The organism is Rhodoblastus acidophilus, assembly GCF_025961575.1.
Lineage (GTDB): Bacteria > Pseudomonadota > Alphaproteobacteria > Rhizobiales > Beijerinckiaceae > Rhodoblastus > Rhodoblastus acidophilus_C.
Window position 1 is genome coordinate 55,669 of record NZ_JAOQNX010000019.1, and the last position, 25,973, is coordinate 81,641.

Sequence of the window (25,973 nt, forward strand, 5' to 3'; positions counted from 1 at the left end):
GCCGCACTCGGGTCGCGAACGAGGGCGGCAAGCGCGCGCTTGCCGCCTCAAGGCCCGTTGCATGAGCCGAAGCAAGTCCGCCGCGCTTCAGCAACATTACGCATCGGAAGTCAGAAAGCACAAGCGCGGCCGTTTGCGGACCATCCTGGGAAAGGCGAAGCTAAAGCGCGGATTTGGCTGAGCAAACAAACCCGATCGATCCTTGCGCTTGACCTCAGCCATATTACTCATTGTTTATGCTGTGCTCTCCGTATCAGTACGCAAAAACAGCAAAATGAGCGTTTCACTTGGCGACCACATGGTGTAAGCTTCGAACGTTCACGATATTGTTACACGCAGTCAGGAGCGCCGAATGTCCACCAATGTCGTCAGGCTGAACGGCGAAAGCTTTCCTGGGCCGGAGCCCGTCGAGGACGTGATCGACACGCTGACCCGCTGGCTCGAGAACGCCAAGGCCGGACGTCTGCGCCAGGCTGCGCTGGTGGGCGTCGAGGCGGACGGGACCACCGTGCTCGCCTGGTCCGGCGGCCATCGCGACCTCGTCGGCTCCCTCGACTATGCGAAATATTGCATGCTGCGGGACTGGGACAACCACTGACCGCAGGCCGCGCCTCTCGCGAACGCAAGCCCGGACATCCAAGGGATCTCCGGGCAAAATTTTATAAGCGCGGCCGCACCAGCGCGCTGGCGTAAGCCGCGACAAAGCCGCCAAACGCCGCGAGCCACGCAAAAGCCGCGACATGCAGCAGGACGAAGGCGTGTTCCGGCGCCAACGCCGCCGCGATCCGCGCCAAAACCGCCAGCAGCACCGCCCCGTAGATCGCCTGGGTCGCCCGCCCCGCATGCAGCGGCCGCCCCGTATGCCCCAGACTGGCGCGCGTCATGATCGCCAGCGTCATGCCGCCGATCGCCCCCACGCCCCAGGCGTGCAGCCCCGCGCTGAGCGGAATCGCGCTGGTCCAAGCGGCCAGCCCGTTCAGCACAAACCCCACGGGCACAAACACAAAGGCGACGTGCAGGATGGCGACCAGCGCCTCCGCCCCCGTGCGCTCGCCCGCCCAGCGCGCCAGACGCCCGAAATTCAGCAGGCCGGCGACGATCATCGCCACCCCGACCAGCCGATGATCAGGCGCAACCACCCACCCAGCAAGCGCCGGCACCGAAACGCCCAGACACACCGCATCAAAGCGCGAAAAGGTTTTGGGCAGCCGCCCCGCCCCCAACCGCCCAACAAAAGTGTGGGTAAAACTCGGGATCACGCGCCCGCCGATCAGCATCACCAGGGCGATCAGCGCGGCGACGCCGAACCGGCGGCCATAGTTGGCGCTCCCCAAAAAATGCGCCTCGACATGGAAAGCGACATTCGCCGCCGCCAGCAGCCCGACAAACACCAGCACCTTCAGATTCTTGGTGTTGCCGCTGGCGACGATCTCGCGCCCGATCACGGCGCAGACGGTCAACAAAAACGCGCAGTCGACCAAAGCGGCGGCCAGCCACCCAATCGCCCCCGACAGCAGCAGCGCGGCCCGCCCAGCACACCACAACAGCGCCAACAAAGCGAGCGGCCGGCCCTGGATCGGCAGCCGCCCGGTCCAGTTGGGCACGGCGGTGAGCAAAAACCCGGTGACGACGGCGGCGCCATAGCCAAAAACGGTTTCATGGGCGTGCCAATCCATCGGCGGCATAGCCGTGGTCAGGGTCAGCTCGCCGAAATATTGCGGCAGCCAAAGCATCACGGCCACCGCGGCCCAAAAGGCGCCGGCGAGGAAAAAGGGGCGGAACCCCATGCTGAAGAGGGCGGGCCCCTCGTAACGACGGCGCTTCGGCGCGGATTCGGACATGAACGGCTCCCTTGGTGATGGGCGTGTCCTCTGATAAACCCTCGCCAAAGAACCAAGTTTGCGCGCCGACAAACAGACGCCGGGAGGAAGAATGCCGCATCTCGACCGTTCGCTGATCGCTGAGGCCCCGGCTTTTTCCGGGCTCGACGGCGCGGCGCTCGACGACATCCTCGCCCACGCCCAGTCTTTCCGCATTCCCAAGGGTGAGGTCGCCTTCCGCCAGGGCGAGCCGGCCGAAAAATTCTTCCTGCTGCTGCACGGACGGCTGCGCGTGACCCGGCTCAACCCGCAGGGCCAGCAGATGGTGGTCCGCTTCGTCAATCCCGACGACATGTTCGGCGTCGCCATGGCGATCCAGTGCGACATCTATCCCGGCACCGCCACGGCGGCGGTCGATTCGCTCGCCCTGTCCTGGCCGAATTCGCTGTGGGCCGGCATGATCGCCCGCTATCCCGCGCTCGCCGTCAACGCCATGCGGGCGCTGGGCGCGCGCTTGCAGGATTCCCAGCAGCGCATCCTCGACCTGTCCACGCAAAAGGTGGAGCAGCGCATCGCCGGCGCGGTGCTGCAACTCGCCCACCAGGCGGGCCGCCCGTCCGAAGAGGGCGTAAAGATCGACTTCCCGCTGTCGCGCCAGGATCTTGCGGAGATGACGGCCTCGACCTTGCACACGGTGAGCCGCACGCTCAGCGCCTGGGAGGCGTTCGGCCTGGTCGAATGCGGCCGCCAGCGCCTCACAGTGCGCAATGAGGAAGGTTTGCAGGCCATCGCCAAGGGCGTCGAGAGCGAATAAGCGGCGAAAGTAATGTCGCAATTCCAGGTGAAAACGCGCAAAACACAAGATTTTGTTCCTGTTTTGTTTTCACGTGAAACATCTCGGTTGCCTGAACGACCGTGAAACCCTGTTTTAATTAGAAAAAAAGCCGCTCGAGCTAACGCGCGCCCAACCGGCGCCAAACGCCCTCACCGGCACATCTCGTACACAACCGCCCGCGTGCATGCGCAAGAATCGAACGGTTTTTGCACCGTTTCGCGCAGAAATTTCACGGAATCAGCAGCTATTTCACGGAAAAAAACGCCCCACCACAACCCAACAGGCGAGATTCGGCGCAAACATTTGTCGTCAACAGCGGTCGCCGGGGAAAGGGCCGAACTGGCCTGACCTCTGCGTGAGGCGCAACGCGACATCGGGATTTTCCGCCCTCCAGCGCGAGGAAGCGCTCAAGCGCGTTTCGCCACGGTGATCCGCGCGACCTTGCGTGTGTTTCCGGATCATTCCGGACTATTTCTTGCGTTGCCGCCAGCAGAAAACCGTTCTGCAATTCGCAATAAGCGCGGCTTATTGCGGCGATAAGATCAATATATTTTTCTAAAACTATATTCGATTGCTAATCCTTGGCCGTCATTTCCTCAAAATGAACGACGAGACAGGACAAGGCAATGCAGTCGCGATTGAAGAATTACTTTTTGGCGGCCGGCGCTTCGGCCGCCATCGTCTTGGGCGCGAACGCGTCGGCTTGGGCGGACGGCGCGCCGCGGCCGAACCAGTTCTGGTGGCCTGACAAGCTCGACTTGTCCCAGCTGCGCAGCCACGCCGCCGAGTCCAATCCGCTCGGCCCCGACTTCAACTATATCAAGGCCTTCCAGAGCCTCGATCTCGCGGCGGTCAAGAAGGACATCAAGGCCGTCCTCACCACGTCACAGGACTGGTGGCCGGCCGATTACGGCAATTATGGGCCGTTTTTCATCCGCATGGCCTGGCACGGCGCGGGAACCTACCGGATTTTTGACGGACGCGGCGGCGCAAGCGGCGCCGAGCAGCGTTTCGAACCGCTCAACAGTTGGCCCGACAACGCCAATCTCGACAAGGCGCGCCGCCTGCTCTGGCCCGTCAAGAAGAAATATGGCGCGAAACTGTCCTGGGGCGACCTGATGGTGCTCACAGGCAATGTCGCGCTCGAATCCATGGGCTTCAAGACCTTCGGATTCGGCGGCGGACGCGCCGACGATTGGGAGCCGGATCTGGTCTATTGGGGCGCCGGCGCCCAGTTTCTCTCGAACAATCGCGGCGCCGACGGCAAGCTGGAGAAACCTCTCGGCGCCACGCAGATGGGGCTGATCTACGTCAATCCGGAAGGTCCGAACGGCAAACCCGATCCGCTCGCCGCCGCCAAGGATATTCGTGAGGCTTTCGGCCGCATGGCCATGAATGACGAGGAAACCGTCGCCCTCATCGCCGGCGGCCATACGTTCGGCAAGGCGCATGGCGCGGCCTCTCCGGAAAAATGCGTAGGTCCCGCCCCAGCCGGCGCCCCCATCGAACAGCAGGGACTCGGCTGGGCCAATAAATGCGGCTCGGGCAAGGGCGCCGACACCATCACCAGCGGCCTCGAAGGCGCCTGGTCGGTCGATCCCGTCAACTTCACCACCCAATATCTCGACAATCTGCTCGGACACGATTGGGTTCAGACCAAGAGCCCGGCGGGCGCCACGCAATGGATGCCGAAGGACGCCCAGGACATCGTGCCCGACGCGCACGATCCGTCGAAAGCGCATCCGCTGATGATGTTCACCACCGATCTCGCGCTGAAATTCGACCCGGAATACAGCAAGATCATCAAGCGTTTCCATGACGATCCCGAGCAGTTCAAGCTGGCCTTCGCCAAAGCCTGGTTCAAGCTGACCCATCGCGACATGGGGCCGAAATCGCGCTATTTCGGGCCCGATGTCCCCAAGGAGGACCTGATCTGGCAGGACCCGCTGCCCAAGGCCGACACCAAGCCGATCGACGCGGCGGATGTCGCGACGTTGAAAGCGAGCCTGCTGTCATCAGGCCTGTCGGATGCGGAGTTGGTGCGCACGGCTTGGGCGGCGGCGGCGACATTCCGGGGCACGGACAAGCGCGGCGGCGCCAATGGCGCCCGCATCCGGCTCGCGCCCCAGAACGCCTGGGCGGTCAACGATCCCGAGGAACTGGCCCGGGCGCTCGCCAAACTGGAGGCGATCCAGAGCGCGTTCAACGCGGGCCGCTCGGACGGCAAGAAGGTCTCGCTGGCGGATGTGATCGTGCTTGGCGGCTCCGCGGCCGTCGAGGACGCCGCCAAAAAGGCGGGCTACGACGTCAAGGCGCCGTTCACGCCCGGCCGCACGGATGCGACGGCGGAACAAACCGACGCCGCCTCCTTCGCCGTGCTGGAGCCGACCGCCGACGGTTTTCGCAATTATTACGGCAAGGGCAATGACAAGTCGCCGGGCGAACTGCTGATCGACCGCGCCGGCAAGCTTGACTTGACCGTTCCCGAGATGACCGTTCTGATCGGCGGCTTGCGGGCGCTGGACGCCAATGAGGGCCATTCGAAATTGGGCGTCCTGACCGCGCAGCCCGGCAAGTTGAGCAATGATTTCTTCGTCAATCTGCTCGATATGTCGACGCAATGGGTGAAGTCCGCCAAGGACGAGGGCGTCTATGAGGGCCTCGACCGCAAGTCCGGCAAGGTGAAATGGACGGCGTCGCCCGTCGATCTCCTGTTCGGATCGAATTCGGAGCTGCGGGCCGTGGCCGAAGTCTATGCTTCGGATGATGCGAAGGAAAAATTCGTTCGTGATTTCGTCGCCGCCTGGACCAAGGTGATGAACCTCGATCGTTTCGACCTGCAGCGCAACTGACGACATGATGGGCCGGGGCGCAGGGTTGCCGCCGCCCCGGCCGTTCTCCCGTTCGCGGGGCCGCAATTTGACCTAAGGAAATGGCAATGAATATCCGCGATCTCGAATATCTCGTCGCGCTCGCCGACAAGAGAAATTTCAGCCTCGCGGCGAATGTCTGCAATGTCAGCCAGCCGGCCTTGAGCCTGCAGATCAAGAAGCTCGAAGATTTTCTCGGCGTCGTGCTGTTTGAACGGACCCCCAAATGCGTGACGCCGACTGAGGACGCCGCTTTCATCATCGCCAATGCGCGGCTGATTTTGGAAAAAACCGCCGAGATCAGGCGATATGCGCATGAAATTACGCGCGGGGAGCGCCCCCGGCTGATCACGCTTGGCGTGATTCCGACCATTGCCCCCTATTACCTGCCAAGCTTCTTCGAAAGCATCGCCCGCTTTGACGCGCAGGCCAATATCCGGTGGCAGATTCTCGAGGACAAGACGGATGCGCTCATCGCCAAACTGGACAGGGGGGCGATCGACGCCGCCATTCTGGTCGTTCCCAGCGCGGCGACGCTCGAACACGAGCATCGGCTGCTGTTCGAGGAGGACCTCTATCTCGCCGTCCAGAGCAAGCGCGCCCTGGCCTGCGCCGAGGCGATTCATCCCGGCGAGATCGAGGACGACGATTGGCTGCTTCTCGACGAGGGGCACTGCCTCAACATTCCGATCATCGAAGCGTGCAACAAGGCCGGGGTCGGCGTTGACCGCAACAGTTTCCGGGCGACCAGCCTGGAGACGTTGCGTCACATGGTCGCTCATAATTCGGGCGTCACGCTGATCCCGGAAATGGCGCGTCGCGACAACGACGGCGTCGCCTATATCCCGATCAAGTCCCCGCAAGGCTACAAACGCGCCATCAGTTTGGTTTGGCGTCGCAACGGCCTTCATGCGCAGCTGATCGGCGACATTGCGGCGCATCTGGCCTGAACATTGATGGCCGGCGCATGCGTAGGATCAGCGCGTGGCCGCGACCATCGCCAGTTCCGCCTGCGGAGCAAGCCGGTTGGAGATGCGAGTCGAAAGAGCGAGGCGCCGCCGGTTCGCGTGAAGACAATGCGTCAAAACAAGAGCGCGTTCGGGCGTTCACCGAACGCGCTCTGAGGCGAAACCGGCGAGAGACGCGGGTCGGCGGCCTCTAAACCGAGGTGGAGCGCCGTCGCCTGTCCGTCCTCACTTCGCCGCCGGCGCCGGCGCCTTCGCCTCCAGCCCCTTCAGATAGGCCGCGACGCCCTCCCCCTTGCCGGCGAGTTCGTCTTCCAGCACCTGATAGGCCTCGGCCGCATGGTCCGGCAGGGTGTGGGCGATGCCCTTGTGGCAGTCGATACAGGTTTTGCCCGCGGCAAAACCCGCCTTGTGGGTCGCCGCCGCCGCCTTGGTCTGCACGCCATAATCCATGTGCTCGAAATTGTGGCAGTTGCGGCATTCGCGGCTGTCCGTGGATTTCAACCGCCGCCATTCGTTCAGCGCCATGGCGAGCCGATGCGCGGCGAATTTTTCCGGCGTGTCCACCGTGCCCAAAATCTTGCCGGGGACTTCGTGGAAGGTCGCCTCGATCTTGCGCTTCACCTTCCACACCCATTCGTGCGGCACGTGGCAATCCGGGCAGGTCGCGCGCACGCCGGAGCGATTGGCGTCATGGATCGTGCCGCGCCGCTCCTCAAAAACGTTGTCCTTCATCTCATGGCAGGAAATACAAAAGGTCTCGCTGCTGGTGACGTCGAGCGCGGTGTTGAATCCGCCCCAGAACACGATGCCGGCGGCGAAACAGACCAGCGCAATGGCGCCCAGCGACCAGCGCGCGTTCGGCGACCAGAACCAGGCCCAGGCGCGGGCGAGCCGTCCGCTCTCCTTGATCTCGGTCATGACTTGCCTCCCGGAAGCGGCTTGGCGTCGGGCGCCGGCGTATGGCACTGCGTGCAGAAGCCGCGCGTCGGCAGGATTTTGTCGAGGCGCTCGCCGTTGCGATGGACGTAATGCGAATCGGAGACCGCCTTGGCCCCCGCCATTTCATTGGCCGGCGGCTGGTGACAGGTCAGGCAGTCGTTGCGATCGCGGGTGATCTTGTGGTCGGCGGTGGTGTGCGGAACCAGCGGCGGCGTGGGCTCCGCAGGGGCCGCAGCCTCCGAGCCGTCCGCGGCGGCGGCGGGAAGCGAGAACAGAAGGAGAGCGGCGGCGGCCGCCCGAACGAAATTGGATTTGAAATTCACAGACATACACCCCTCCCCGCGCAGGACGCGAGCGAGTCAGGGCTAAGGCGCAGCTATGGCCAAATGAAGGCTCGCCCGGCGCCTGCGACGAATTGACTCAGCGCCAATGCTCAAGCCATACACGACGGCCCCATTTCGAAAAGGATGTTTGGATGCTCAAGCCCAGTTCAGGATTGAAGATCGGCGTCGCCCTGCTCGTGGCGCTCGCCTTCACCGCTCCGGCCTCGGCGAATTTGAGACAGCAGCGCGACCAGATGCGTCAGCGCACGGACGATTGCGAACGCGACGCACGGCGCCTGTGCCATGCGCATATCCCCAATGTCGACGCGATCACGGCCTGCATGCAGCGCCACGTCAAGCAGCTCTCGCCGGCCTGCCGCAGGCATTTCCACCACCACTGATCGTGGTCAACGCGGCATGTGGGCGACGAAATCCTTGGGATCGACCTGCATGTCGGGCTTCTGCATCACCATTTCGCCGCCCTCGTCCAGCAGGGTCAGGATGGCGGAATGGTCGAAACCGCCCTCCCCGTTGGCCTTGTAGCGCACCCCCAACACCGCCGCGAGATCGCGCACCGCCTTGTCGTCGCCGTTGAGCAGCGTCCAGGAGGCGGGATCGAGCCCATGGGCGTCGGCATAGGCCTTCAATTTTTCCGGCGTGTCGACCTTGGGATCGAGCGTGACGAAAACGAAGCGCAGGCTTCGGCCCTGCGCCGCCTTCTCGATCGCCGCCATATTGGCGAGGATCAGCGGACAAATGTCCGGGCAGGACGTGTAGCCCATGGCCACCAACACCTTGCGCCCGGAAAAATCGCGCAGGCGCAGCGCATGGCCGTCCTGGTCGGTCCAGCGCGCCCCGAGAGTGTACACGGAGGTCCCGCTCGGCGGAGCAATGGCGTCATTCGCCATGACGGGAAAGGACAGGGCGTAGGAAATCGCCCAGGCCAGCAACAAAGCGCGCCACATCATTCGTCTCCTGCGCAACGAAAACCCAGATTGTCCTGGACGTAACTGGCCTTCAGGCTGGCGCGCAGCGCGTAGCGCATGAAGGCGGGATAATCGGCGGGATCGCGCACCCCGGCGGCGCCGCCGCCGCAAAAGGCCGCATCGTCCTTGCTGGACGTGTTGCGCTGCTCGGTCCCCGACCCGGTGGCGGAAAAATCCTGCGTCCATTCCCAGACGAGCCCGATCATGTCGGACACGCCATAGCCGTTGGGGGCGCCGCCGACATCGCCGATCCGCGCGCCATTGGGCTTGGCGAACCAGTCGAGCGAGGCGCGCGTCACCTGCGCCTGCCCCCGCCCGGCGTCGGCCAGCGCATATTCCCACTCGTCGGTGGTCGGCAGCCGCGCGCCCAAAGATTCGCAAAAAGCCTGCGCGGCGAACCAGGACACATTGGTCACCGGCGCATTGTCTTCGCCCTTTGGCGGCGCGCCGTCGCGCCAGCGGCGCAAATAGTTGGGATCGACGAAAAGCCGCGGCGCGGCGCCGCGCCGCCAATCCGGCGCTTTCTCGAGAAAGGCGGCGAATTGCGCATTGGTCACGGGAAAGCGGTCGAGCCGAAACGCCTTGATCCCAACCGGACGCGGCTCCGTCGCCCGCTGCCCCTTGGCGGGGATGAATTTGAAGAAGGGGGTGTAGGCGCCGGCCGGAACCGGCGCCATCGGCTCGGCGCAAGCGGGCATGAGGGCCAACAGGGAGGAAGCCGCCATGATCGCCATGCGCCGAGCCATTGGGGTCACTCCGCCGCAGCCTTGCGGTCGACGGCGACGCGGTGCGCCTTGACGTCGGCCGGTGTGACTTCGCCGCCAGCATTGCCCCAATTGTTGTAGACATAGGTCAGCACATTGGCGATGTCCTCGTCGGGCAGGTCCCAGGCCGGCATGACGCCATCAAAAGCCTTGCCGTTGACGGTGAGTTTTCCCGACAGACCGCCGGTCACCGTCTTGATGATCTTGGCCTTGTCGTTCTTCAGATAGTCGGACTTGGCGAGCGGCGGGAAGGCGTCAGGCACGCCGACGCCGGTCGGCTGGTGGCAGGCCGCGCAATTGTTGGCGTAGACGGATTCGCCCATCTTGATGCGCTCCGCCTTGTTCTTGGCGACCGGCGCCACGGCGGCGGGCGCATCGGCGACGCGCACGCCCGCGCCTTCCGGCTGATAGACGAGATCGTCGGTCTTGCCGGAATAGACCAGCTTGTCCTCGGGGCCGACCGACTTCATCATCGCCAGCGCGCCCTTGTTGAAGGCGCGGGTCAGCGAATGGTCGACCAGGATCAGGGTCGCGGGCACGGTGAGCTTGAAATCGGCGATCGCGGCGCCGCCCGCCGGCACCATGGTGGTCTGCACGTTGCTGACCGGCGTGCTCATATTGCCCTCAGCCCAGACCTTGTCGAAGATCTGGCCGATGACGTGGAAGGACGAGGTCAGGTTCGGGCCGCCGTCGCCGAAATAGATGCGGACGTTCTCGCCGACATTGCCGGTAATGGCCTTGTCGCCGACCATGGAGCCGACGGAACCGTTGAACACGACATAGTCAGGCTTTTCGGCGATCGCCTTTTCCATGCTGAAGGGCTGCAGGCCCTGCTCGCCATTGGCGCCCTTGGTGTAAAAATCGCCCTGCATGACATAATATTCCTTGTCGGCGTGGGGCAGCCCCTCCTTGGGCTCGACGAGGATCAGGCCGTACATGCCATTGGCGACATGCATGGCGACCGGCGCGGTGGCGCAATGATAGACGTAAAGGCCGGGATTGGTGGCCTTGAACGAGAACACCGAGCTGTGGCCGGGCGCGGTGAGCGAGGCGCCGGCGCCGCCGCCCTGGCCGTTGACGGCGTGCAGGTCGATATTGTGCGGCATTTTGTTGTCGGGATGATTGTCGAGATGCATCTCGACCAGATCGCCCTCGCGCACGCGAATGAACTTGCCCGGCACTTTGCCGCCGAACGTCCAGAACGTGTATTGCACGCCGTCGGCGAGACGCCCCTCGACTTCCTTCACTTCGAGATGGACGACGACTTTCGTCGCGTTTTTGCGGGTGATCGCCGGCGGGACGTTGGGCGCGTCGGTGAGGATGGCCTTTTCTTCGCCGACGACCGGCTCGGCCCGGTTCTCGTCACGGCTGGCGGCGAGCGCCACTGTGGTCATCATGGTCGACGCCATGAGGGCAAGAAGAAGTTTGTTGGCCATTGTCCACGCTCTCCCCGAAATCGGTGGGCGCGGAACCGCCGCGCCTTGTGCGACCGGGACCCTAGCTGACGCCCCCGCGCGGCTGTTGTTGAAGCGCAAACAAGCGGAGGAAATTGGCTAAACCAATGGCGGACTTAAGAAAAATTCGACCAAGACGCGCAGGGGACAGGATCGCGTTGCGCGCAAGGCGCGCGGCGCGTTCCTGTCCCCGGCTCGAGCTCGGCACTCTATTGTTCCATAGAGAGAGCCCCCTCATGGTGAGGAGGCTGCGAAGCAGCCGTCTCGAACCATGGCCATCGGAACGGGATTTTTTGGGCGGCCGCCATGATGTCGTCATGGGCGGGCGTGTCCCGTCCATCCAAGCGGCGCCGAAGCGCAAACTGCTGCGGGATTTGTTGTGGTTTGGCTCCCGACAGCGCGGGCGACCCGCCTGCCTGGAGCTAAATCTGCCCCGCGAAAGCCAGCGCCAGGCAGAACCCCACAGTGGCGCTGCCGATATGGACGACCAGCATCAGGTTGGCGGCTTGCGGACGGCCCTTGCACACCAGGGGAATCATCAGCCCCGAAAACACCGCGACGGCGAACCACCCGGCGGCCATGATCCCGAACCTGCGCACGGGGGAATCGGCGTCGAGTCCGCTCATATGGATGGTGGCGACCATGGTCTCGAGTCCGGCCATGCCGGCGAGCAGGTGCAGACCGATCACCACCGGCTTGCGCGCCCGTTCGAACAGAAGAATGAGGCACCAGGCGCCGAGAACGGTGGCGACCGTGAAGATGGCGATCATGGGAACCGACGTCGTCATTCGCCCTCCTGACAAAGCAAAGCCGGAGTTTGGCGCCTCGACGGAGATCAGGCAACGCTTGATCGCTGCAGGATTTTTTCATGCGTGAGCGCCGTGCAATTGATTGCAACCGCGCGAGAAAGGGGGGCGCCCCGCCCGACTCAGACGGGGCGCCCCCCAAAACTCAAACCCGAACATCCCCCTCGAACGCCCGCGCCCACATGGCGCACAGGCCGGAGCGGACGATGTCGTCGAGACCGAACTCGATCACCGGCACCGGCAAATCATGTTCGCGAATCAGGTCGATCATCCGCCGCAATCCCGAGGTCTCGCGAATATCGGACTGGCCGATATCGCCATTGACCACCGAAATGCAGTCCTCGCCGATGCGGGTCAGAAAAGTCTTGATCTCCATCACGGAGGTGTTCTGCGCCTCGTCGAGCAAGACAAAGGCGTTTTTCCAGGTGCGCCCGCGCATCACCTCGAACGGCACCATTTCGATATCGCCGCGCTTCACGGCGATGTCGAAGGCGCCGTCGCCAATGCGCTCCTTGATCGCCTCGGCGATCGGCACAGCCCAAGGCGCGAATTTCTCCTGCAAAGTGCCGGGGAAAAACCCGAGCGAGCGGCCGCAGGGAACATTGGGACGGGTGAGGACGATTTTCTGGATGCGCCCCTGCCGGAACAGATCGGCGGCATAGGTGGCGGCGATAAAAGTCTTGCCGGCCCCGGCGGGGCCCAGAACGACGACTTGCTGAGAATGTTTTAAAGCGGCCAAATATTCGGCCTGAGTGGGATTTAACGGTTTGATCGGCGGCGGGCTGCGGTCGTGCTGGAATTTCGTTCCCTTGAACTCGATGATCTCGGCGTCTCTGTGTTGAACCCGGGAGCCTCGGCTCCGCTTTCGAGCAAGTTGCTTACCCACGCGCTGTCTCCTCAAGTCAGAGTATCGCGCGCCCTCCCCTAGGGGGGAGAGCACGACGGAGGCTTACGCAAATGCAGTGGACTCGCGCGAAGCGCCTGATCTTGGCCTCTACTTGAGGCCTTGGCTTGGTCTAAGCACATCTCACACGCCATGACCCGCTCCTCGCTGAATCGAGGATAAGCGATTCTCCATTAACACAAAGGAAATTATTTTGGCTTCCCCGACGGCTTGGGCGCCTGCGGGCAAGCTTCGCGTCAAAAAATAGGGTCCTCGCTTCATCCGAGGCGCCTGAAATACTGATCGCGGGACCCCATGAGCCAACCCCTTGTCCGCTCCTCCGCAGGCCCCCAAAGCCTGGCGCCGCTGTTTCGCGCCGGAACCGGCGAGCCGTTGCTGGCGATGATGCTCGCCAGCGGCGGCGACGAGCGCATCGCGCTCGCGCGCGACGGCCGCAACCGCTACGCCGCGCAACCGCGCCCCGAGGAGGGGCAAGTCTGGTTTTCATCCTCCACGGCCTCGGGCATTTCCCCGCGCGGCTGGGCCGCGGCGGCGGAAGCCATGCCCTTCGTCCTGCTTGCCGGCGAAACCGAGGATTGGTTCGCCAACCTGCGCCGCCGCCTGCTCAACCTGCTGGCGCCGCGCGGCGCGCAAGTCGTGTTCTGCGCCTCCGGCACGCAGGCCGAATATGCGGCGCTGGTCCTCGCCCAGGCGCGCGCCAAACCCGGCCAGAAAATCGTCAACATCCTGGTCGGCCCCGATGAAACCGGCCGCGGCGCGCCGCTCGCCGCCGCGGGCCGCCATTTTCTCAACAGCGCCCCGTTCGGCGCGGCGCGCGCCGGTTTTCCGCTCGACGGCTTCGCCGCCGTGGCCCTGGCGACGCTGCATCTGCGCGACGCCGCGGGAACGCCCCTCCCCGTCGACGACATCGATGCGAAAGCCGCCGCGCTGGTCCGCGTGGCGCGGGCGCGCGGCGCCCATACGCTCGTTCACCTGCTCGACGGCTCGAAAACCGGCCTCTCCGCCATTTCGCGCGCCTGCGCCGCCAAACTCATGCAGGACAATCCCGGCGAGGTCACGGTGGTCGTCGACGCCTGCCAGCTCCGCTGTCCGCCCGAACAAATCTTCGCCGACCTCGAAGCCGGCTTCCTGGTGATGATCTCCGGCTCGAAATTCCTGGGCGGGCCGGCTTTTTCCGGCGCGCTGCTGGTCCCGGAAGATTTTTTGGCCGACGATGCGCAAATCCCCTGGCCGGACGGCCTCGCCGATCATTTCGCCCTGCACGACTGGGCGCCGCTGCTGCGCGAGCGGATCGAGGGCCCGTTCGGCGCCCGCTGCAACGCCGGCCTCGGCCTGCGCTGGGAGGCGGCGCTCGCCGAACTCGAGGCGTTTTGCGCGCTCGACCCCGTCCTGATCCAGGCGGCGAAAACCAGCTTCCAGGGGGAAACGCGCCGCCAGATTCTCGCCCTGCCCCGCTTCGAAATGGACGCCAGCGCCGGCGAACCCACGCTCATTCCGATTTTCATGCGCGGCGCCGAAAAGGGCGCGACCGAAAAGGTTTTGCGCGCGCTGCGGCTTCAGGGCCTGCACCTCGGCCAGACCGTGCAGATCGGCGACCGCGAGGCGCTGCGGCTCTGTCTTTCCGCGCCGCAGATCACCGATTTCGCCTGGCGCTATACGCAGGTCGGCAGCGAAAATTTCGCCTTCGCCCCGCTGCGCGCCAATCTCGAAAAACTCTTCGCCGCCTGGGACGCCCTGCTGTCGTCGAACTCAGTCCAGTGACAAATCCCGCGCTTCGCCAAGCGCGGGATTTTATTATCTAAAACAATAAATTAGCCCTCACCCTGAGGAGCCCGCCCTGGCGGGCGTCTCGAAGGGCGGGGGCGGTCCACGGGTTTTGCAGCAGCCGGCTATCGCCCGACAAAAACCTTCACCCGGCGCATGGCCTCGACCATATCAACCTGTGCGCCGGCATAGGAGAAGCGCAGCGCGCGATGGCCCTGGGTCGGATCGAAATCCACCCCGGGCGTCGCCGCGACGCCCGCCTGCTCCAGCAAGGCCTTGGAAAACTCAAGCGAATCCTGCGAAAACCTGGAAATGTCGGCATAGACATAAAAGGCGCCGTCGGCCGGGGCGAGATCGAAGCCCATGCCGCCCAAGGCGTCGAGCAGGATCGCCCGATTGCGGGCATAGCCGGCCTTGACCGCCTCCAACTCCTCGGTCGCGTCAAACGCCGCTTCCGCCGCGATCTGGGCGAGCGTCGGCGCCGAAATCGCCAGCGACTGCTGCAACCGCTCGATCACCCGAGAAAACCCTTCGGGCACGACCAGCCAGCCGACGCGCCAGCCGGTCATGCAATAATATTTGGAGAAGGAGTTCACGATCACCGCCTGCGGCGACCAGGCCAGCGCCGTCTGCGCCGGACGCTCGTAGGTCAGGCCGTGATAAATCTCATCTGAAATGAATTTGATACCCCGCCTGTCGCAAAGCTCGGCGATCGCCCGCATGGATTCGTCGCTTTGCAGCGCGCCGGTCGGGTTGGACGGGTTCATCAGCAGCAGCCCGTCGAGTTTCTGCGCGTCGTCGGCGGCCTCGACCTGTTCGGGGGTGACGCCGCTCACGCCGCGCAAGTCCACGGTCTCGACGCCAAAAGCCCCCAAAATATTGCGGTAGCAGGGATAGGACGGACAATTGATCGCCACGCGAGCGCCCGCGTCGAACAGAGCGAGAAACGCCATGATGAAGCCGCCTGACGACCCCGTGGTCACGCAGACGCGTTCGGGATCGACGCTCACCCCATGGGCGTCATGATAATGCCGGGCGATTCGCGCCCGCAACGACGGCAAGCCCAGCGCGTCGGTATAGCCGATCGCCCGGCCGTCGAGCGCGGCGATGGCGGCCTCGCGGGCGAGGCGCGGCGGCCCGGCGAAGGGGACGCCGACCTCCATCTGGATGATGTCGCGGCCGTCGCGGCGCAATTGCGCGGCCTCGCGCATCACGTCCATGGCGAGGAAAGGAGCGATGGCGGCCCGCCGCGCGGGGGTAAGTCTTTTGGACATGGCGAGAAAAGAACCCAATTCGACCCGAGACCGGGAATAGGCTATGGAGCGTTAGTTACTTCCTTCGGAGTTGTCCATGTCGCATCCGCGCAAGCTCACGTCCGCGATTGTCGCGGGCCTCCTGTTCGCCCTGCCGGCCGGCGCGGCGGAATTTTCGCCGGCGCAAAAGGGCGAAATCGAGGGGATCGTGAAGGATTATCTTCTCACCCATCCCGAAATCCTGCGCGATGTCGCGGCGGAGCTGGAGCGCAAGGCCAAGGCGGAGGAGAATGACCTGCGCCGCGCCGCCATCGCCCACGCCAGCAAAGAGATTTTCAACTCCGACTTCCAGGCGGTGGTCGGCAATCCCAACGGCAAGGTGACGCTGGTCGAGTTCTTCGACTACAATTGCGGCTATTGCAAACGCGCGCTCGACGACCTGGCCAAGCTGATCAAGGCCAATCCGGACCTGCGCGTGGTGCTCAAGGATTTCCCGGTGCTCGGCCCCGATTCGGTCGACGCGGCGCAGATCGCCTCCGGCGTGCGCAAACAGGCGTCCGGCCAGAAATTCTGGGACTTCCACCAGAAACTGATCATGACCAAGGGCAAGATCGGCCGCGAGCAGGCGCTGGCCGCGGCCAAGGAGGTCGGCCTCGACATGGCCAGGCTGCAAAAGGACGCCGCCGACCCCGAGATCAAGGACAAGCTCGCGGGCGTGTTGAAGCTCGCCGAAGGCCTGTCGATCAACGGCACCCCGTCTTACGTCATCGGCGACGAAGTGGTGGTCGGCGCGGTCGGCTATGACGAGCTGAAAAAGAAGGTCGACGCGATGGGCAAATGCGGCAAGACCGAGTGCTGATCGCTTCGCCGCAATGCTGATGCCGTCATGGCCGGGCTTGTCCCGGCCATCCACGCGGCGATACAGCGCGAACTGTCAGTTATTGAGCCTCGCGGCTCGGCGTGGATGCCCGGGACAAGCCCGGGCATGACGTCTTGAAGCTGACGTCCCCCCCGACCGTCCAATCATTTCCATGCTGCAAATCACCGATCTCACCTACCGCCTCGGCCCCCGCATCCTGTTCGACTCGGCCAGCGTCCTGCTGCCGGAGCGCGGCAAGGTCGGCTTCGTCGGCCGCAACGGCGCCGGCAAGACAACCCTGTTTCGCCTGATCCGCGGCGAGATCGCCGCCGAGAGCGGCACGACCAGCCTGCCGCGCGGCGCGCGCATCGGCAGCGTCGAGCAGGAAGCCCCCGGCGGCGACGGCAACCTGATCGATTTCGTCCTGGCCGCGGACAAGGAGCGCGCCGCCCTGCTGGACGAGGCGGAAACGGCGACCGACCCGCACCGCATCGCCGAAATCCACGTGCGCCTCGCCGACATCGAGGCCCACGCGGCTCCGGCGCGCGCGGCGGAAATTCTGGCGGGCCTCGGCTTCGACGAAGCCGCCCAGCACCGGGCGCTCAAAGAATTCTCCGGCGGATGGCGAATGCGCGTCGCCCTGGCCGCCGTGCTGTTCGCCCGCCCCGACCTGCTGCTGCTCGACGAGCCCACCAACTATCTCGATTTGGAAGGCGCGCTCTGGCTCAACGATTATCTCAAAACCTATCCGGCGACGACAATGGTCATCAGCCATGACCGCGACATGCTCAACGAGGTCTGCGACCACATCGTCCATCTCGAACAGGCGAAACTGGTTCTCTACCGCGGCAATTACGATTCCTTCGCCAAGCAGCGCGCGGAAGCCCGCATGCTGCAAGCCAAATTCCTGAAAAAGCAGGAAGAAAAGCGCGCGCATCTGCAAGCTTTTGTCGACCGTTTCCGCGCCAAGGCGACCAAGGCCCGCCAGGCGCAAAGCCGCCTCAAAATGCTGGAGAAAATGGAGCAAGTGTCGGCGGTCGTCGACGACGAGGTGCTGCCCTTCAATTTCCCGTCGCCGGAAAAACCGCTCTCCCCGCCCCTGATCGCGCTCGAAGGGGTGAGCGTCGGCTATGACGACCGCGTCATCCTGCAAAAACTCAATCTGACGCTCGCCGACGACGACCGCATCGGTCTGCTCGGCGCGAACGGCAACGGCAAGTCCACCTTCGCCAAATTGTTGGGCGGCCGCCTGCCCGCCATGTCCGGCGTGATGAAGCGCTCCTCCAAATTGGAGGCCGGCTTTTTCGCCCAGCATCAGGTCGACGACCTCAACGAGAAGGACACGCCCTATCTCGCGGTGCAGCGGTTGATGCCCGACCAGCCGGAATCCCGCGTGCGCGCCCGCGCCGCCCAGTTCGGCTTTCCCGGCGGCAAATCGGACACACGCGTCGCCGAACTGTCTGGCGGCGAAAAGGCGCGCCTGCTGATGGGCCTCACCACTTTCGCCGGCCCGCATCTGCTGATCCTCGACGAGCCCACCAACCACCTCGACATCGACAGCCGCGCCGCCCTGGCCGAAGCCATCAACGAATTTTCAGGCGCGGTCATCCTGATCTCGCACGACCAATATCTTCTCGAAGCCTGCGCCGACCGGCTCTGGCTGGTCGCGGACGGATGCGTAAAACCGTTCGACGGCGACATGGCGGATTACCGCAAATACGTCCTCGACCAGGCGCGCGGCCCCAAGGAAAAGGCCGGCAACGGCGGCAATGCGCAACTGGAAGCCCGCCGCAACGCCGCGCAGGCGCGAAAAGAGGCGGCGCCGCTGCTGAAAAAGGTGAAGGCGGCGGAAGAGAAGATGGAAAAATTCTCCGGCCTGATCGCCAAGGTCGACCTGATGCTCGCCGACCCCCGCGCCTTCGAGCGCAATCCGGCGGAGGCGACAAAACTGTCGCAGCAGCGCGGCGAGTTGGAAAAGGCGCTTGCCGCGGCGGAAGAGGAATGGCTTGAATTGTCAGCGGAATACGAGTCGCTGGTGAACGGGTAGGAGCATGTGATGGCCGATCATTGCTGCGAAAGCCAGACGTGCTGCGGCGCGCAGGCCAAGCCGGCCCCCGTCAAGGACGCGTGTTGCTGCGGCGACGGCGTGCCGGTCTTCGACGGCATGGACCCGCGCTACAAGCGCATCCTGTGGACGGTGATCGCCCTCAATGGCGCGATGTTTTTGGGCGAGATGGCGGCCGGGCAATGGGCCGGCTCGCAGGCGCTCAAGGCGGACGCGCTGGATTTCCTCGGCGACACCGTCACCTACGGCCTGTCGCTGGCGGTGATCGGGGCCAGCCTGCGCACCCGCGCCACCGCAGCGCTGTTCAAAGGCCTGTCCCTCTCCGTGATGGCGCTGTGGGTGTTCGGCTCGACGGTCTATCAGACGCTGATCCTGGGCCTGCCGAAAGCCGAGGTGATGGGCGCGGTGGGCGCGCTGGCGCTGGCGACGAATTTGGCCTCCGTCCTGCTGCTCATGCCCTACAAGGACGGCGACGCCAATGTCCGCTCGGTCTGGCTGTGCTCGCGCAACGACGCCATCGGCAATGTCATCGTCATGGCGGCGGCGCTCGGCGTCTGGGGCACGGCGACGGCCTGGCCCGACCTGGCGGTGGCCGGGATCATGGCCGGCGTGTTCTTGACGTCATCGGCGCAAATCCTGCGTCACGCCTGGGCCGAATATCGCCAAGACGCCGTTTGAATCGTCACGCATTGCGGGCAGAATGGCGGGCATGAAAAAAGCCGCCGCCCTCATAATCCTGCTCGCCGCGATCCCGCTGTCCATCGCCTATCTCGATCAGCCGCTGGCGCTGTGGGCGCATGCGCAGTTCCACGGTGTCCGAAAAACCTTCCACAACGTGACTCGCGTGGTCGAACCCATGGAGCTCCTGGCGATGCTCGGCCTGCTCTGGTGCGGCGCGCGCTTCGCCTTCGGCCGCCTCGCCCGCCCCGAGGCGGCGCTGCTGCGCCTCAGCCTGGCGGTGCTTACCGCCATCGGCGCCAAGGATCTTTTGAAACTCGCGTTCGGCCGCACCTGGCCGGAAACCTGGACCAACGGCAATCCGAGCTTCATCACCGACCACGCCTATTATTTCGCGCCGTTCCACGGCGGCCTCGGCTGGTCGTCCTTCCCGTCCGGCCATCAGACGGTGACGGCGGCCTTTTGCGGCGCGCTCTGGGTGCTGGCCCCGCGCCTGCGGTTTCTCTGCGTGGCGCTGATGCCTGCGGTCGCCATCGGCCTGATCGGCGCTGACGAACACTGGCTCAGCGACATCCTCACCGGCGGCCTTTTGGGCTGGCTGATCGGGGGTTTTCTGGCCAAAGTGGAGTTGCCAAAAGCGGCTTGATGCGTGGGCCGCCCTCGCCCTTCGAGACAGCCGCTGCGCGGCTTCCTCAGGGTGAGGGCGGCCCCTAAAAAATAGCCCTCATGCTGAGGAGGCCCTGAAAGGGCCGTCTCGAAGCACGAGGGCGGTCCACGAAGGTCTGACTCAGTTCAAATCCCGCGCGCGCGGAAACCGCCGCTCCAACCTGGCGCGCGCTTCCGGCGCAACCCGCACCTGGAACGCCGCGCCATCATCAAAAGCCTGCCGCTTCAACACCTCGGTATGGGCGTAGAGCCACGCCTGCCCCTCGCCATCGGCGGCGTCGAGCAAAATTTCGAACAGCGCCCGGCCGCTGCCGACCCGCGCCTCGATCCCCTCGAGCAAAGCCTCGATCCCGTCGCCGGTGACAGCGGAAACCGCGCAGGGCCGCTCGTCCAAAGGCTTGCGCCCCGCCATCTCGCGCAAACGGTCGCGCTCCTCCAGCGGCAGCAGATCGATCTTGTTCCAGACCTCGATCAGCCGCGAATCATGCGGATCGATTCCCAGCTCCGCCAGAATTTTTTGCACATCCTCGCCCTGCGCCTCCGCATCCTCATGCGAGATGTCGCGCACGTGCAGGATGACGTCGGCCTCCAAAACCTCTTCCAGCGTGGCGCGGAAGGCGGAAACCAGCATATGCGGCAGGTCGGAAATAAACCCCACAGTATCCGAGAGAATCACCTTGCCGCCATGCGGCAGTTTCAACCCGCGCAAAGTGGGGTCCAGCGTGGCGAACAGCAAATCCTTGGCGAACACCTCCGCCTTGGTCAGCCGGTTGAACAGGCTGGATTTTCCGGCATTGGTGTAGCCGACCAGCGCGACAATGGGGAACGGAACCTCGCGCCGGCTTTTGCGATGCAGCCCGCGCGTGCGCTTGACCTGATCGAGGTCGCGCTCGATTCGCGTCATGCGCTCCTGAATCAGGCGCCGATCGGTCTCGATTTGGGTCTCGCCAGGGCCGCCCAAAAAACCGAAGCCGCCGCGCTGGCGCTCCAGATGGGTCCAGGACCGCACCAATCGCGATTTTTGGTAGGCCAGATGGGCGAGCTCCACCTGCAACGCGCCCTCCTTGGTGCGCGCCCGCTCGCCGAAAATCTCGAGAATCAGCCCGGTGCGGTCGATGACCTTGGCGGAAAAGGCTTTTTCCAGATTGCGCTGCTGCACCGGCGACAAAGCGCAATCCACCACCACCAGTTCGGCCTCGCGCTCCTTCACCAGAGCGGCGATCTCCTCCACCTTGCCCTTGCCGAGATAGGTGGCGGGGCGAATCTGCGACAGCAACGCCAATTCGCGCCCAACGATCTCGACATCGATGGCCAAAGCCAGCCCTTCGGCCTCGTCCAGCCGCGCTTCCGGCCCGCGCAACGGCTTGGCACCTTCAGCATAAACCGCTGCGCGTTCCGTCAGATAGGGGCCGAGCACAAGCGCCCGGGTCCGGTCGCTTTTCTGCGTCCAGACCCCGCCGCCAAAAACCTCGGTTTCGCTCAAATCTCGACCTTACTTGTCCTGTGCTTCCTCCGCCGGATCGAACATCTGGATCGGATGTCCCGGCATGATCGTGGATATGGCGTGCTTGTAGACCAATTGCGAGTGCCCATCCCGCCGCAACAGCACGCAGAAATTATCGAACCAGCTGACAACGCCTTGCAATTTCACGCCATTCACCAGGAAGATGGTCAGCGGGATCTTGTTCTTGCGTACGAAATTAAGGAATGTGTCCTGTAGATTTGGGGTTCGTTCGACCGCCATGTTTTTTTCCATTCACTTTTTGACGCCCGTGGGGAACGGTTTTGGCGACGTATTGCTTCAGGCCGCGCTGCCCATGGCGCGGCCGCTCATTAGATGCTCAAGCCCGACGTTTAAGCAAGGTGTTCTTTCGAGCAGGCCATAATTATGAAGCATATTTAACCTAGACTGGCGACGGGATCGTGGAACACGGCCCGCAAACCTAAAGCTGTCGGCCCGGGCGCGCCGTCGCCGATCATCCGGCCGTCCACGCGAACCACCGGCAGAACCAGCGTGGTCGCGCCCGAAATGAACGCCTCGCGGGCGGCATAGGTTTCAGCGACGGTGAAGGCGCGCTCGATCACGCGAATCGCCTTCGCCCGGGCGATCGCCAACAGCCGCGTCCGCGTGATTCCGCACAGAATCGACGAATCGGCGGGATGGGTGATCAGAGATCCCTCTGCATCAACGATCCATGCGTTGCTCGACGCGCCCTCGGTGATGAAACCATCGGCGCCCACCAGCCAGGCTTCGCCGGCGCCGGCCTCCTTGGCCTGCTGCTTCGCCAAAACATTGGGCAGCAGGCTCACGGTCTTGATGTCAGGCCGCTTCCAGCGAATGTCCGGCAGGGTGATCACCTCGATGCCTTTGCGCGCCTTGGCGTCACCGGCAACGGGATCATGCGGCCGCGCGGTGATGACAAGATTGGGCGGCGTCCCGGGGCTGGGAAAATAATGCTCGCGCCGCGCCGCCCCGCGCGTCACCTGAAGATAGACATGGCCAAAACGCACGCGATTGCGCGCCACGACTTCGCGCAGCACGAATTTCAGCGCGGCTTCGCCCATCGGCAAGTTCAGGCGCAATTCCGCGGCCGAGCGCGCGAGCCGGTCGAGATGGCCGGCCTCATCGAACAGCGCGCCGTCAAAAACCTCGATGACCTCATAAATCCCGTCGGAAAACAGGAAGGCGCGGTCGTCGATGGAGACGCCGGCCTCGGCGTGGCGGAGATAGCGTCCATTGACATAGGCGACGCGGCTCATGGTCTTCCCTTCACATCCATCCCAACCGCCCCGCGGCCACGGCCAAAAAGGCGCCAGCCGCCATGGCCCAGAGCGGGCTGCGTGAGGAATAGACGACAAAGCCGGCGGCGGCAAAGGTGACGCAGGCCAACAACAGATTGGCGTCGGCGGCGCGGGCGAGCACATAGCCGTTCGCCGCCATCAAGCCCACAGCCAGCGGAATCAGCGCGCCCTTCAACCGCTTCAGCCAGGGCGCCTCGGCATTGCGGCGCAACGTGCGGGCGAGACCCAGCGCCAGAATCGAGGACGGCCCGAGAATGCCGAGCGTCGCCGCCAAAAAACCCGACCAGCCCGCGAGGGTCCAGCCAAACAGCGGAAAGACGATCACGTTCGGCCCCGGCGCGACCTGGGCGATGGCGAAAATCTCGGCGAATTGTTGGGCGGAGAACCAATGTTCGCCCTCGACCAACTGCCGATTCGCCTCGGGCAGCACGGCGGCGGCGCCGCCGACGGCGAGCAGCGACAGGCCGGCGAATCGCAAAAAGATGCGGAAGGCCAAATCATTCACGACCGCCCCCGCCCGAAAAAGAAGCTTGCGGGCGCGAGCACGCCGAGCACCAGCGGCAAGGGCAGCCGCGCCAGGGCGACGGCGGCAAAGGCGACCGCCGCGACGCCGAGAAGCAGCGGCGTCCGCGGCAAATTTTTAAGCATTTTCAAGGCCGTTCCCAAGGCGAGCCCGGCCGCGGCGGCGGCGGCGCCGGCCAGGGCGGCGCGCAGATCGGGATGATGGGCGAAGGCGGCGAAAAAGCTGGCGATGACGAGCAGAAAGGCGAGCGGCGCGACGAGCAGCCCGGCGAGCGCGCAAAGCCCGCCGCTCGGCCCGCAAAAGCGATCGCCGAGCATGAGGGCGAAATTGCAGACATTGGCGCCGGGAAGCGCCTGGCACAGGCCGAGCAGCGCGGCGAATTCGGCCTCATCGAGCCAGCGCCGCTCCTCGACGACGATTCGCCGGGTCAAAGGCCCGACGCCGCCGAATCCGATGGCGCCGAGTTTGAGGAAGCCGAGGAAGAGGTCGATTCGGGTCATGGTCCGCCGCCTCAAGCGGCTTGCGCCGATTGGGCTGGCAAAGTGGCGGGCGCGACGCCTGCTGTCAAAGGGCGAGGGACGATTTTCAACGAGAGGTGGCGTCGAGCGATATTTTTACGCTTGCGCATCGTCGCGGTCTTGGCTATCTGAACCCACCTCGACGCGGCCAACGGCCAGCGACGATGGGGAATAGTTCAATGGTAGAACAGCGGACTCTGACTCCGTTAATCTTGGTTCGAATCCAGGTTCCCCAGCCAACCCCTCCCTAAATCTGAAGGCTTTTCTTGCCAGCGCGCCCGACAGTCGCACGGCCTCGCTCGTCCTCACCCCCTTGGTGTGGCAGCAGGCGGCGACGTCCATGATGCCAGGACATACATCCTGGATGTCGGCCAGATATCGATGGGACCACAAAGGCGCGCCGTGTTTGGCGGAGACGGCGTCAACCGCGACCCGCCGCGTGAGCTCACATCCTCATCTGGCGCGCTGGGTCAGCTTGCCGCAAAGGGGAATCGCGCTCTCGAGCTCGCCGCCGAGCGTATCGGGATCGCGCAGGTCGACGTCCTGATAGACTTTGAAGAAATCCTCGTTGGCGCCGAGCTTCAGATAGAGATCGACCATGGCCGGGCCGGGCGGCGGATCGCCGCGCCGGCACGGCTCCGCGTAAAACTGCAGCTTTCCCTTGTGCGCGACGCCTGCGGCCTTATCGGCGCGGGCGCGGGTTTGGATTTCGCCGATGCGCGCGGCGTCGGCGGGGCTCGCGGCGAAGACGACGAGATGCGATCCCGCGCGCGCCTCGCCGGAGAGCGCGCGCAAATCCGCCGGCGTCGTCTTATCCACGAGATCGAACACGATCTCCTTTTCGTCGGCTTCGCCGGCGTGAAGCGTCGCCTTCAGATGGACGTGACCCGGAGCCGCCTCCAGCCAGTCCGGCGCGCGCGCCGCGAGCCGCAGCGCGCCGGGATCGAGGGCGAGCGCGTCGACCTTGCTCAGACGCGCCAAGGCCGAAATCGGCGTATGCCAGCAGCCGGAAAGCAAGAGGCCGGTGAGCGCGAGCGCGGAAATGCGAGCCATTCTCTTCATGAAACACCTACGCTTTCAGATGATATTTTTCATGTTTGACATTAAAAAATTATCGCGTCAATATTGGCCTACGCTGCGGAACCGAGCCGCCGCGTCGAGCTGGAGACCGACATGACCGTGAATGAACCGAGCCGGCGGATCGCCCGCATTTCGAAAATGGCGCGCGCGCTCGCCGCCGCCTGCGCGCTGTGGATCGTCGGCGTCACCCTCTGGCATTGGACCCATCCCGATAAGGTCGCCCTGAATGCGCGCCTGATCTGGGGCGAGGTTTTTGGGGGCTTTTCGGACTCGCAGCTTGTGGCGGGCTTCGCCTCGAACCTGCTGCCCGCCGGCGCTGGCCTCGCCGCGCTCTACTGCCTGTGGCGGCTGTTCGGCGTGTTTTTGTCGGGCCGCATTTTCGCCGCCGAGCCGGCCCTGTGGCTGCGCCGGACCGGCTTCTGCCTGATCGGCGCCGCTGCGGCGGCGGTGCTGGACCACACGCTGGAAGCGCTGATCCTGTCGCTCAACCTGGGCGCGGGGCATCGGCTGCTGTCGATCGGCTTTCCCTCGCTGTTCTTCTTCGGCCTGCTCGCCGGGACCATCGCCATCGCGCTGGGCGAAGTGTTTATTGCGGCCGCCGAAATGGCCGAAGATCACGCGCAGATCGTCTGATGCCGATCATCGTCAACCTCGACGTCATGCTCGCCAAGCGCAAGATGCGCTCGCGCGATCTCGCCGCCCGCATCGGGATCGCCGAACAAAACCTGTCGCTGCTGAAATCCGGCAAGGTGAAAGGCGTTCGCTTTGAAACGCTTGAACGGATTTGCGCCGAGCTGGACTGCCAGCCTGGCGATCTCCTCGAATATCGTCCAGAACCGGCGGGGGAATGACATCTGCTCGGAAAGCGCTTGCTGATCTGCGATGGCGTTTCGCGGCGGTTGATTCAAACGACGGTCGCGCCACACGCCCGCCGCCAGCCCTCTGCGCGCCTCCCGGCCGAATCGCGCGCGCATGAAAAAACCCCGCGATCGGTTTTCACCGTGCGGGGCCTCTGCTCCAAGGGCGTCTGTACATCCGAGCTCGCCTTGGAATTGCAGTCTATATGCCCGATGCTTGTGTCAAACTTGTGACGATG

The 25,973-nt window shown here is 64.4% G+C and carries 27 protein-coding genes and 1 tRNA gene; 13 read left to right on the forward strand and 15 right to left on the reverse strand.

The features are described 5' to 3' along the window. Positions 1 to 352 precede the first annotated feature (352 nt). Positions 353 to 598 carry a hypothetical protein gene (locus M2320_RS14265; RefSeq protein ID WP_155444902.1) on the forward strand — a complete coding sequence of 82 codons (246 nt, stop codon included), beginning with the start codon at positions 353 to 355 and terminating at the stop codon, positions 596 to 598. 61 nt (positions 599 to 659) lie between these two features. Here the strand turns inward: M2320_RS14265 and M2320_RS14270 are convergent, their stop codons facing one another. Then, on the reverse strand, positions 660 to 1,841 hold the full coding sequence (locus M2320_RS14270; RefSeq protein WP_264597854.1) for an NnrS family protein: 1,182 nt from the start codon (positions 1,839 to 1,841) through the stop codon (positions 660 to 662). A gap of 91 nt (positions 1,842 to 1,932) precedes the next feature. Here M2320_RS14270 and M2320_RS14275 point away from each other — a divergent pair, with 91 nt between their 5' ends. The 3 genes from M2320_RS14275 to M2320_RS14285 all read left to right on the forward strand — a co-directional run bounded on the left by M2320_RS14275 (position 1,933) and on the right by M2320_RS14285 (position 6,475). Then, positions 1,933 to 2,634, forward strand: coding sequence for a Crp/Fnr family transcriptional regulator (locus M2320_RS14275; protein WP_184427567.1), 702 nt, complete (start codon positions 1,933 to 1,935; stop codon positions 2,632 to 2,634). A gap of 647 nt (positions 2,635 to 3,281) precedes the next feature. Continuing rightward, positions 3,282 to 5,507: a catalase/peroxidase HPI gene (katG, locus tag M2320_RS14280; protein ID WP_264597855.1), complete on the forward strand. Its 2,226-nt coding sequence runs from the start codon at positions 3,282 to 3,284 to the stop codon at positions 5,505 to 5,507. Positions 5,508 to 5,593: 86 nt separating this feature from the next. Next, entirely contained in the window at positions 5,594 to 6,475 is an 882-nt protein-coding gene (locus M2320_RS14285; protein ID WP_264597856.1) for a LysR substrate-binding domain-containing protein, read from the forward strand. Positions 6,476 to 6,718: 243 nt separating this feature from the next. Here the strand turns inward: M2320_RS14285 and M2320_RS14290 are convergent, their stop codons facing one another. Both M2320_RS14290 and M2320_RS14295 read right to left on the reverse strand, forming a co-directional pair. After that, entirely contained in the window at positions 6,719 to 7,411 is a 693-nt protein-coding gene (locus M2320_RS14290) for a NapC/NirT family cytochrome c (RefSeq protein WP_264597857.1), read from the reverse strand. Next, positions 7,408 to 7,761, reverse strand: coding sequence for a nitrate reductase cytochrome c-type subunit (locus M2320_RS14295; RefSeq protein ID WP_264597858.1), 354 nt, complete (start codon positions 7,759 to 7,761; stop codon positions 7,408 to 7,410). Before M2320_RS14295 ends, M2320_RS14290 begins: the two co-directional genes overlap by 4 nt. A 146-nt stretch (positions 7,762 to 7,907) precedes the next feature. Here M2320_RS14295 and M2320_RS14300 point away from each other — a divergent pair, with 146 nt between their 5' ends. Beyond that, the gene (locus M2320_RS14300) at positions 7,908 to 8,156 is read left to right on the forward strand and encodes a hypothetical protein (RefSeq protein WP_210304468.1); all 249 of its coding nucleotides are present in this window, start codon (positions 7,908 to 7,910) and stop codon (positions 8,154 to 8,156) included. Positions 8,157 to 8,162: 6 nt separating this feature from the next. Here M2320_RS14300 and M2320_RS14305 read toward each other — a convergent pair whose 3' ends face one another. The 5 genes from M2320_RS14305 to M2320_RS14325 all read right to left on the reverse strand — a co-directional run bounded on the left by M2320_RS14305 (position 8,163) and on the right by M2320_RS14325 (position 12,585). After that, positions 8,163 to 8,720, reverse strand: coding sequence for an SCO family protein (locus tag M2320_RS14305; protein ID WP_264597859.1), 558 nt, complete (start codon positions 8,718 to 8,720; stop codon positions 8,163 to 8,165). Next, positions 8,720 to 9,487 carry a formylglycine-generating enzyme family protein gene (locus tag M2320_RS14310; protein WP_264597860.1) on the reverse strand — a complete coding sequence of 256 codons (768 nt, stop codon included), beginning with the start codon at positions 9,485 to 9,487 and terminating at the stop codon, positions 8,720 to 8,722. Before M2320_RS14310 ends, M2320_RS14305 begins: the two co-directional genes overlap by 1 nt. 5 nt (positions 9,488 to 9,492) lie before the next feature. After that, complete coding sequence (gene nirK, locus M2320_RS14315; RefSeq protein WP_264597861.1) at positions 9,493 to 10,941, reverse strand: copper-containing nitrite reductase; 1,449 nt, start codon at positions 10,939 to 10,941, stop codon at positions 9,493 to 9,495. A gap of 440 nt (positions 10,942 to 11,381) precedes the next feature. Then, on the reverse strand, positions 11,382 to 11,747 hold the full coding sequence (locus tag M2320_RS14320; protein WP_264597862.1) for a hypothetical protein: 366 nt from the start codon (positions 11,745 to 11,747) through the stop codon (positions 11,382 to 11,384). 163 nt (positions 11,748 to 11,910) lie between these two features. Then, complete coding sequence (locus tag M2320_RS14325) at positions 11,911 to 12,585, reverse strand: PhoH family protein (protein WP_264597895.1); 675 nt, start codon at positions 12,583 to 12,585, stop codon at positions 11,911 to 11,913. Positions 12,586 to 12,963: 378 nt separating this feature from the next. Here M2320_RS14325 and M2320_RS14330 point away from each other — a divergent pair, with 378 nt between their 5' ends. Further along, positions 12,964 to 14,430, forward strand: coding sequence for a hypothetical protein (locus tag M2320_RS14330; RefSeq protein WP_264597863.1), 1,467 nt, complete (start codon positions 12,964 to 12,966; stop codon positions 14,428 to 14,430). A 128-nt stretch (positions 14,431 to 14,558) separates the two neighbouring features. Here M2320_RS14330 and M2320_RS14335 read toward each other — a convergent pair whose 3' ends face one another. After that, complete coding sequence (locus M2320_RS14335) at positions 14,559 to 15,707, reverse strand: pyridoxal phosphate-dependent aminotransferase (protein ID WP_264597864.1); 1,149 nt, start codon at positions 15,705 to 15,707, stop codon at positions 14,559 to 14,561. Positions 15,708 to 15,783: 76 nt separating this feature from the next. Here M2320_RS14335 and M2320_RS14340 point away from each other — a divergent pair, with 76 nt between their 5' ends. The 4 genes from M2320_RS14340 (at position 15,784) to M2320_RS14355 (ending at position 19,934) form a co-directional block, all read left to right on the forward strand. Next, entirely contained in the window at positions 15,784 to 16,545 is a 762-nt protein-coding gene (locus M2320_RS14340) for a DsbA family protein (protein WP_264597865.1), read from the forward strand. Between the two features lie 172 nt (positions 16,546 to 16,717). Beyond that, positions 16,718 to 18,592 (forward strand): ABC-F family ATP-binding cassette domain-containing protein, encoded by a 1,875-nt coding sequence (locus M2320_RS14345; RefSeq protein ID WP_264597866.1) that lies wholly within the window; start codon positions 16,718 to 16,720, stop codon positions 18,590 to 18,592. 9 nt (positions 18,593 to 18,601) lie between these two features. Beyond that, positions 18,602 to 19,288, forward strand: a complete 687-nt coding sequence (locus tag M2320_RS14350) for a cation transporter (protein ID WP_264597867.1) — start codon at positions 18,602 to 18,604, stop codon at positions 19,286 to 19,288. 31 nt (positions 19,289 to 19,319) lie between these two features. Continuing rightward, on the forward strand, positions 19,320 to 19,934 hold the full coding sequence (locus M2320_RS14355; protein ID WP_264597868.1) for a phosphatase PAP2 family protein: 615 nt from the start codon (positions 19,320 to 19,322) through the stop codon (positions 19,932 to 19,934). Positions 19,935 to 20,075: 141 nt separating this feature from the next. Here M2320_RS14355 and hflX read toward each other — a convergent pair whose 3' ends face one another. The 5 genes from hflX to M2320_RS14380 all read right to left on the reverse strand — a co-directional run bounded on the left by hflX (position 20,076) and on the right by M2320_RS14380 (position 23,779). Further along, complete coding sequence (hflX, locus tag M2320_RS14360) at positions 20,076 to 21,437, reverse strand: GTPase HflX (protein ID WP_264597869.1); 1,362 nt, start codon at positions 21,435 to 21,437, stop codon at positions 20,076 to 20,078. A 9-nt stretch (positions 21,438 to 21,446) separates the two neighbouring features. Continuing rightward, positions 21,447 to 21,698: an RNA chaperone Hfq gene (gene hfq / locus M2320_RS14365; protein WP_184427553.1), complete on the reverse strand. Its 252-nt coding sequence runs from the start codon at positions 21,696 to 21,698 to the stop codon at positions 21,447 to 21,449. A gap of 155 nt (positions 21,699 to 21,853) precedes the next feature. Then, positions 21,854 to 22,714 carry a D-amino-acid transaminase gene (locus M2320_RS14370; RefSeq protein ID WP_264597870.1) on the reverse strand — a complete coding sequence of 287 codons (861 nt, stop codon included), beginning with the start codon at positions 22,712 to 22,714 and terminating at the stop codon, positions 21,854 to 21,856. A gap of 10 nt (positions 22,715 to 22,724) precedes the next feature. Further along, positions 22,725 to 23,261, reverse strand: coding sequence for a chromate transporter (locus M2320_RS14375; protein WP_264597871.1), 537 nt, complete (start codon positions 23,259 to 23,261; stop codon positions 22,725 to 22,727). Continuing rightward, positions 23,258 to 23,779, reverse strand: coding sequence for a chromate transporter (locus tag M2320_RS14380; RefSeq protein WP_264597872.1), 522 nt, complete (start codon positions 23,777 to 23,779; stop codon positions 23,258 to 23,260). The genes M2320_RS14375 and M2320_RS14380 overlap by 4 nt, the downstream gene beginning before the upstream one ends. A gap of 183 nt (positions 23,780 to 23,962) precedes the next feature. Between M2320_RS14380 and M2320_RS14385 the strand changes: the two genes are divergently transcribed. Further along, positions 23,963 to 24,036, forward strand: a tRNA-Gln gene (locus M2320_RS14385). 214 nt (positions 24,037 to 24,250) lie between these two features. Here M2320_RS14385 and M2320_RS14390 read toward each other — a convergent pair. Then, positions 24,251 to 24,850 (reverse strand): hypothetical protein, encoded by a 600-nt coding sequence (locus tag M2320_RS14390; RefSeq protein WP_264597873.1) that lies wholly within the window; start codon positions 24,848 to 24,850, stop codon positions 24,251 to 24,253. A 120-nt stretch (positions 24,851 to 24,970) separates the two neighbouring features. Between M2320_RS14390 and M2320_RS14395 the strand changes: the two genes are divergently transcribed. After that, positions 24,971 to 25,510, forward strand: a complete 540-nt coding sequence (locus M2320_RS14395) for a DUF2975 domain-containing protein (RefSeq protein ID WP_264597874.1) — start codon at positions 24,971 to 24,973, stop codon at positions 25,508 to 25,510. Continuing rightward, positions 25,510 to 25,728 (forward strand): helix-turn-helix domain-containing protein, encoded by a 219-nt coding sequence (locus tag M2320_RS14400; protein ID WP_264597875.1) that lies wholly within the window; start codon positions 25,510 to 25,512, stop codon positions 25,726 to 25,728. The genes M2320_RS14395 and M2320_RS14400 overlap by 1 nt, the downstream gene beginning before the upstream one ends. Positions 25,729 to 25,973 lie beyond the last annotated feature (245 nt).

Excerpts from the sequence above, each read along its gene's own strand:
- katG (WP_264597855.1), top strand. The coding sequence starts at position 3,282 with ATGCAGTCGCGATTGAAGAATTACTTTTTGGCGGCCGGCGCTTCGGCC.
- M2320_RS14300 (WP_210304468.1), top strand. The coding sequence starts at position 7,908 with ATGCTCAAGCCCAGTTCAGGATTGAAGATCGGCGTCGCCCTGCTCGTG.
- hfq (WP_184427553.1), bottom strand. The coding sequence starts at position 21,698 with ATGGCGGTCGAACGAACCCCAAATCTACAGGACACATTCCTTAATTTC.
- M2320_RS14400 (WP_264597875.1), top strand. The coding sequence starts at position 25,510 with ATGCCGATCATCGTCAACCTCGACGTCATGCTCGCCAAGCGCAAGATG.
- M2320_RS14305 (WP_264597859.1), bottom strand. The coding sequence starts at position 8,720 with ATGTGGCGCGCTTTGTTGCTGGCCTGGGCGATTTCCTACGCCCTGTCC.
- M2320_RS14390 (WP_264597873.1), bottom strand. The coding sequence starts at position 24,850 with ATGGCTCGCATTTCCGCGCTCGCGCTCACCGGCCTCTTGCTTTCCGGC.
- M2320_RS14370 (WP_264597870.1), bottom strand. The coding sequence starts at position 22,714 with ATGAGCCGCGTCGCCTATGTCAATGGACGCTATCTCCGCCACGCCGAG.
- M2320_RS14320 (WP_264597862.1), bottom strand. The coding sequence starts at position 11,747 with ATGACGACGTCGGTTCCCATGATCGCCATCTTCACGGTCGCCACCGTT.
- M2320_RS14355 (WP_264597868.1), top strand. The coding sequence starts at position 19,320 with ATGAAAAAAGCCGCCGCCCTCATAATCCTGCTCGCCGCGATCCCGCTG.
- M2320_RS14330 (WP_264597863.1), top strand. The coding sequence starts at position 12,964 with ATGAGCCAACCCCTTGTCCGCTCCTCCGCAGGCCCCCAAAGCCTGGCG.
- M2320_RS14285 (WP_264597856.1), top strand. The coding sequence starts at position 5,594 with ATGAATATCCGCGATCTCGAATATCTCGTCGCGCTCGCCGACAAGAGA.
- M2320_RS14270 (WP_264597854.1), bottom strand. The coding sequence starts at position 1,841 with ATGTCCGAATCCGCGCCGAAGCGCCGTCGTTACGAGGGGCCCGCCCTC.
- M2320_RS14335 (WP_264597864.1), bottom strand. The coding sequence starts at position 15,707 with ATGTCCAAAAGACTTACCCCCGCGCGGCGGGCCGCCATCGCTCCTTTC.
- M2320_RS14395 (WP_264597874.1), top strand. The coding sequence starts at position 24,971 with ATGACCGTGAATGAACCGAGCCGGCGGATCGCCCGCATTTCGAAAATG.
- M2320_RS14295 (WP_264597858.1), bottom strand. The coding sequence starts at position 7,761 with ATGTCTGTGAATTTCAAATCCAATTTCGTTCGGGCGGCCGCCGCCGCT.
- M2320_RS14350 (WP_264597867.1), top strand. The coding sequence starts at position 18,602 with ATGGCCGATCATTGCTGCGAAAGCCAGACGTGCTGCGGCGCGCAGGCC.
- M2320_RS14345 (WP_264597866.1), top strand. The coding sequence starts at position 16,718 with ATGCTGCAAATCACCGATCTCACCTACCGCCTCGGCCCCCGCATCCTG.
- nirK (WP_264597861.1), bottom strand. The coding sequence starts at position 10,941 with ATGGCCAACAAACTTCTTCTTGCCCTCATGGCGTCGACCATGATGACC.
- M2320_RS14290 (WP_264597857.1), bottom strand. The coding sequence starts at position 7,411 with ATGACCGAGATCAAGGAGAGCGGACGGCTCGCCCGCGCCTGGGCCTGG.
- M2320_RS14340 (WP_264597865.1), top strand. The coding sequence starts at position 15,784 with ATGTCGCATCCGCGCAAGCTCACGTCCGCGATTGTCGCGGGCCTCCTG.
- M2320_RS14275 (WP_184427567.1), top strand. The coding sequence starts at position 1,933 with ATGCCGCATCTCGACCGTTCGCTGATCGCTGAGGCCCCGGCTTTTTCC.
- M2320_RS14265 (WP_155444902.1), top strand. The coding sequence starts at position 353 with ATGTCCACCAATGTCGTCAGGCTGAACGGCGAAAGCTTTCCTGGGCCG.
- M2320_RS14310 (WP_264597860.1), bottom strand. The coding sequence starts at position 9,487 with ATGGCTCGGCGCATGGCGATCATGGCGGCTTCCTCCCTGTTGGCCCTC.
- M2320_RS14380 (WP_264597872.1), bottom strand. The coding sequence starts at position 23,779 with ATGACCCGAATCGACCTCTTCCTCGGCTTCCTCAAACTCGGCGCCATC.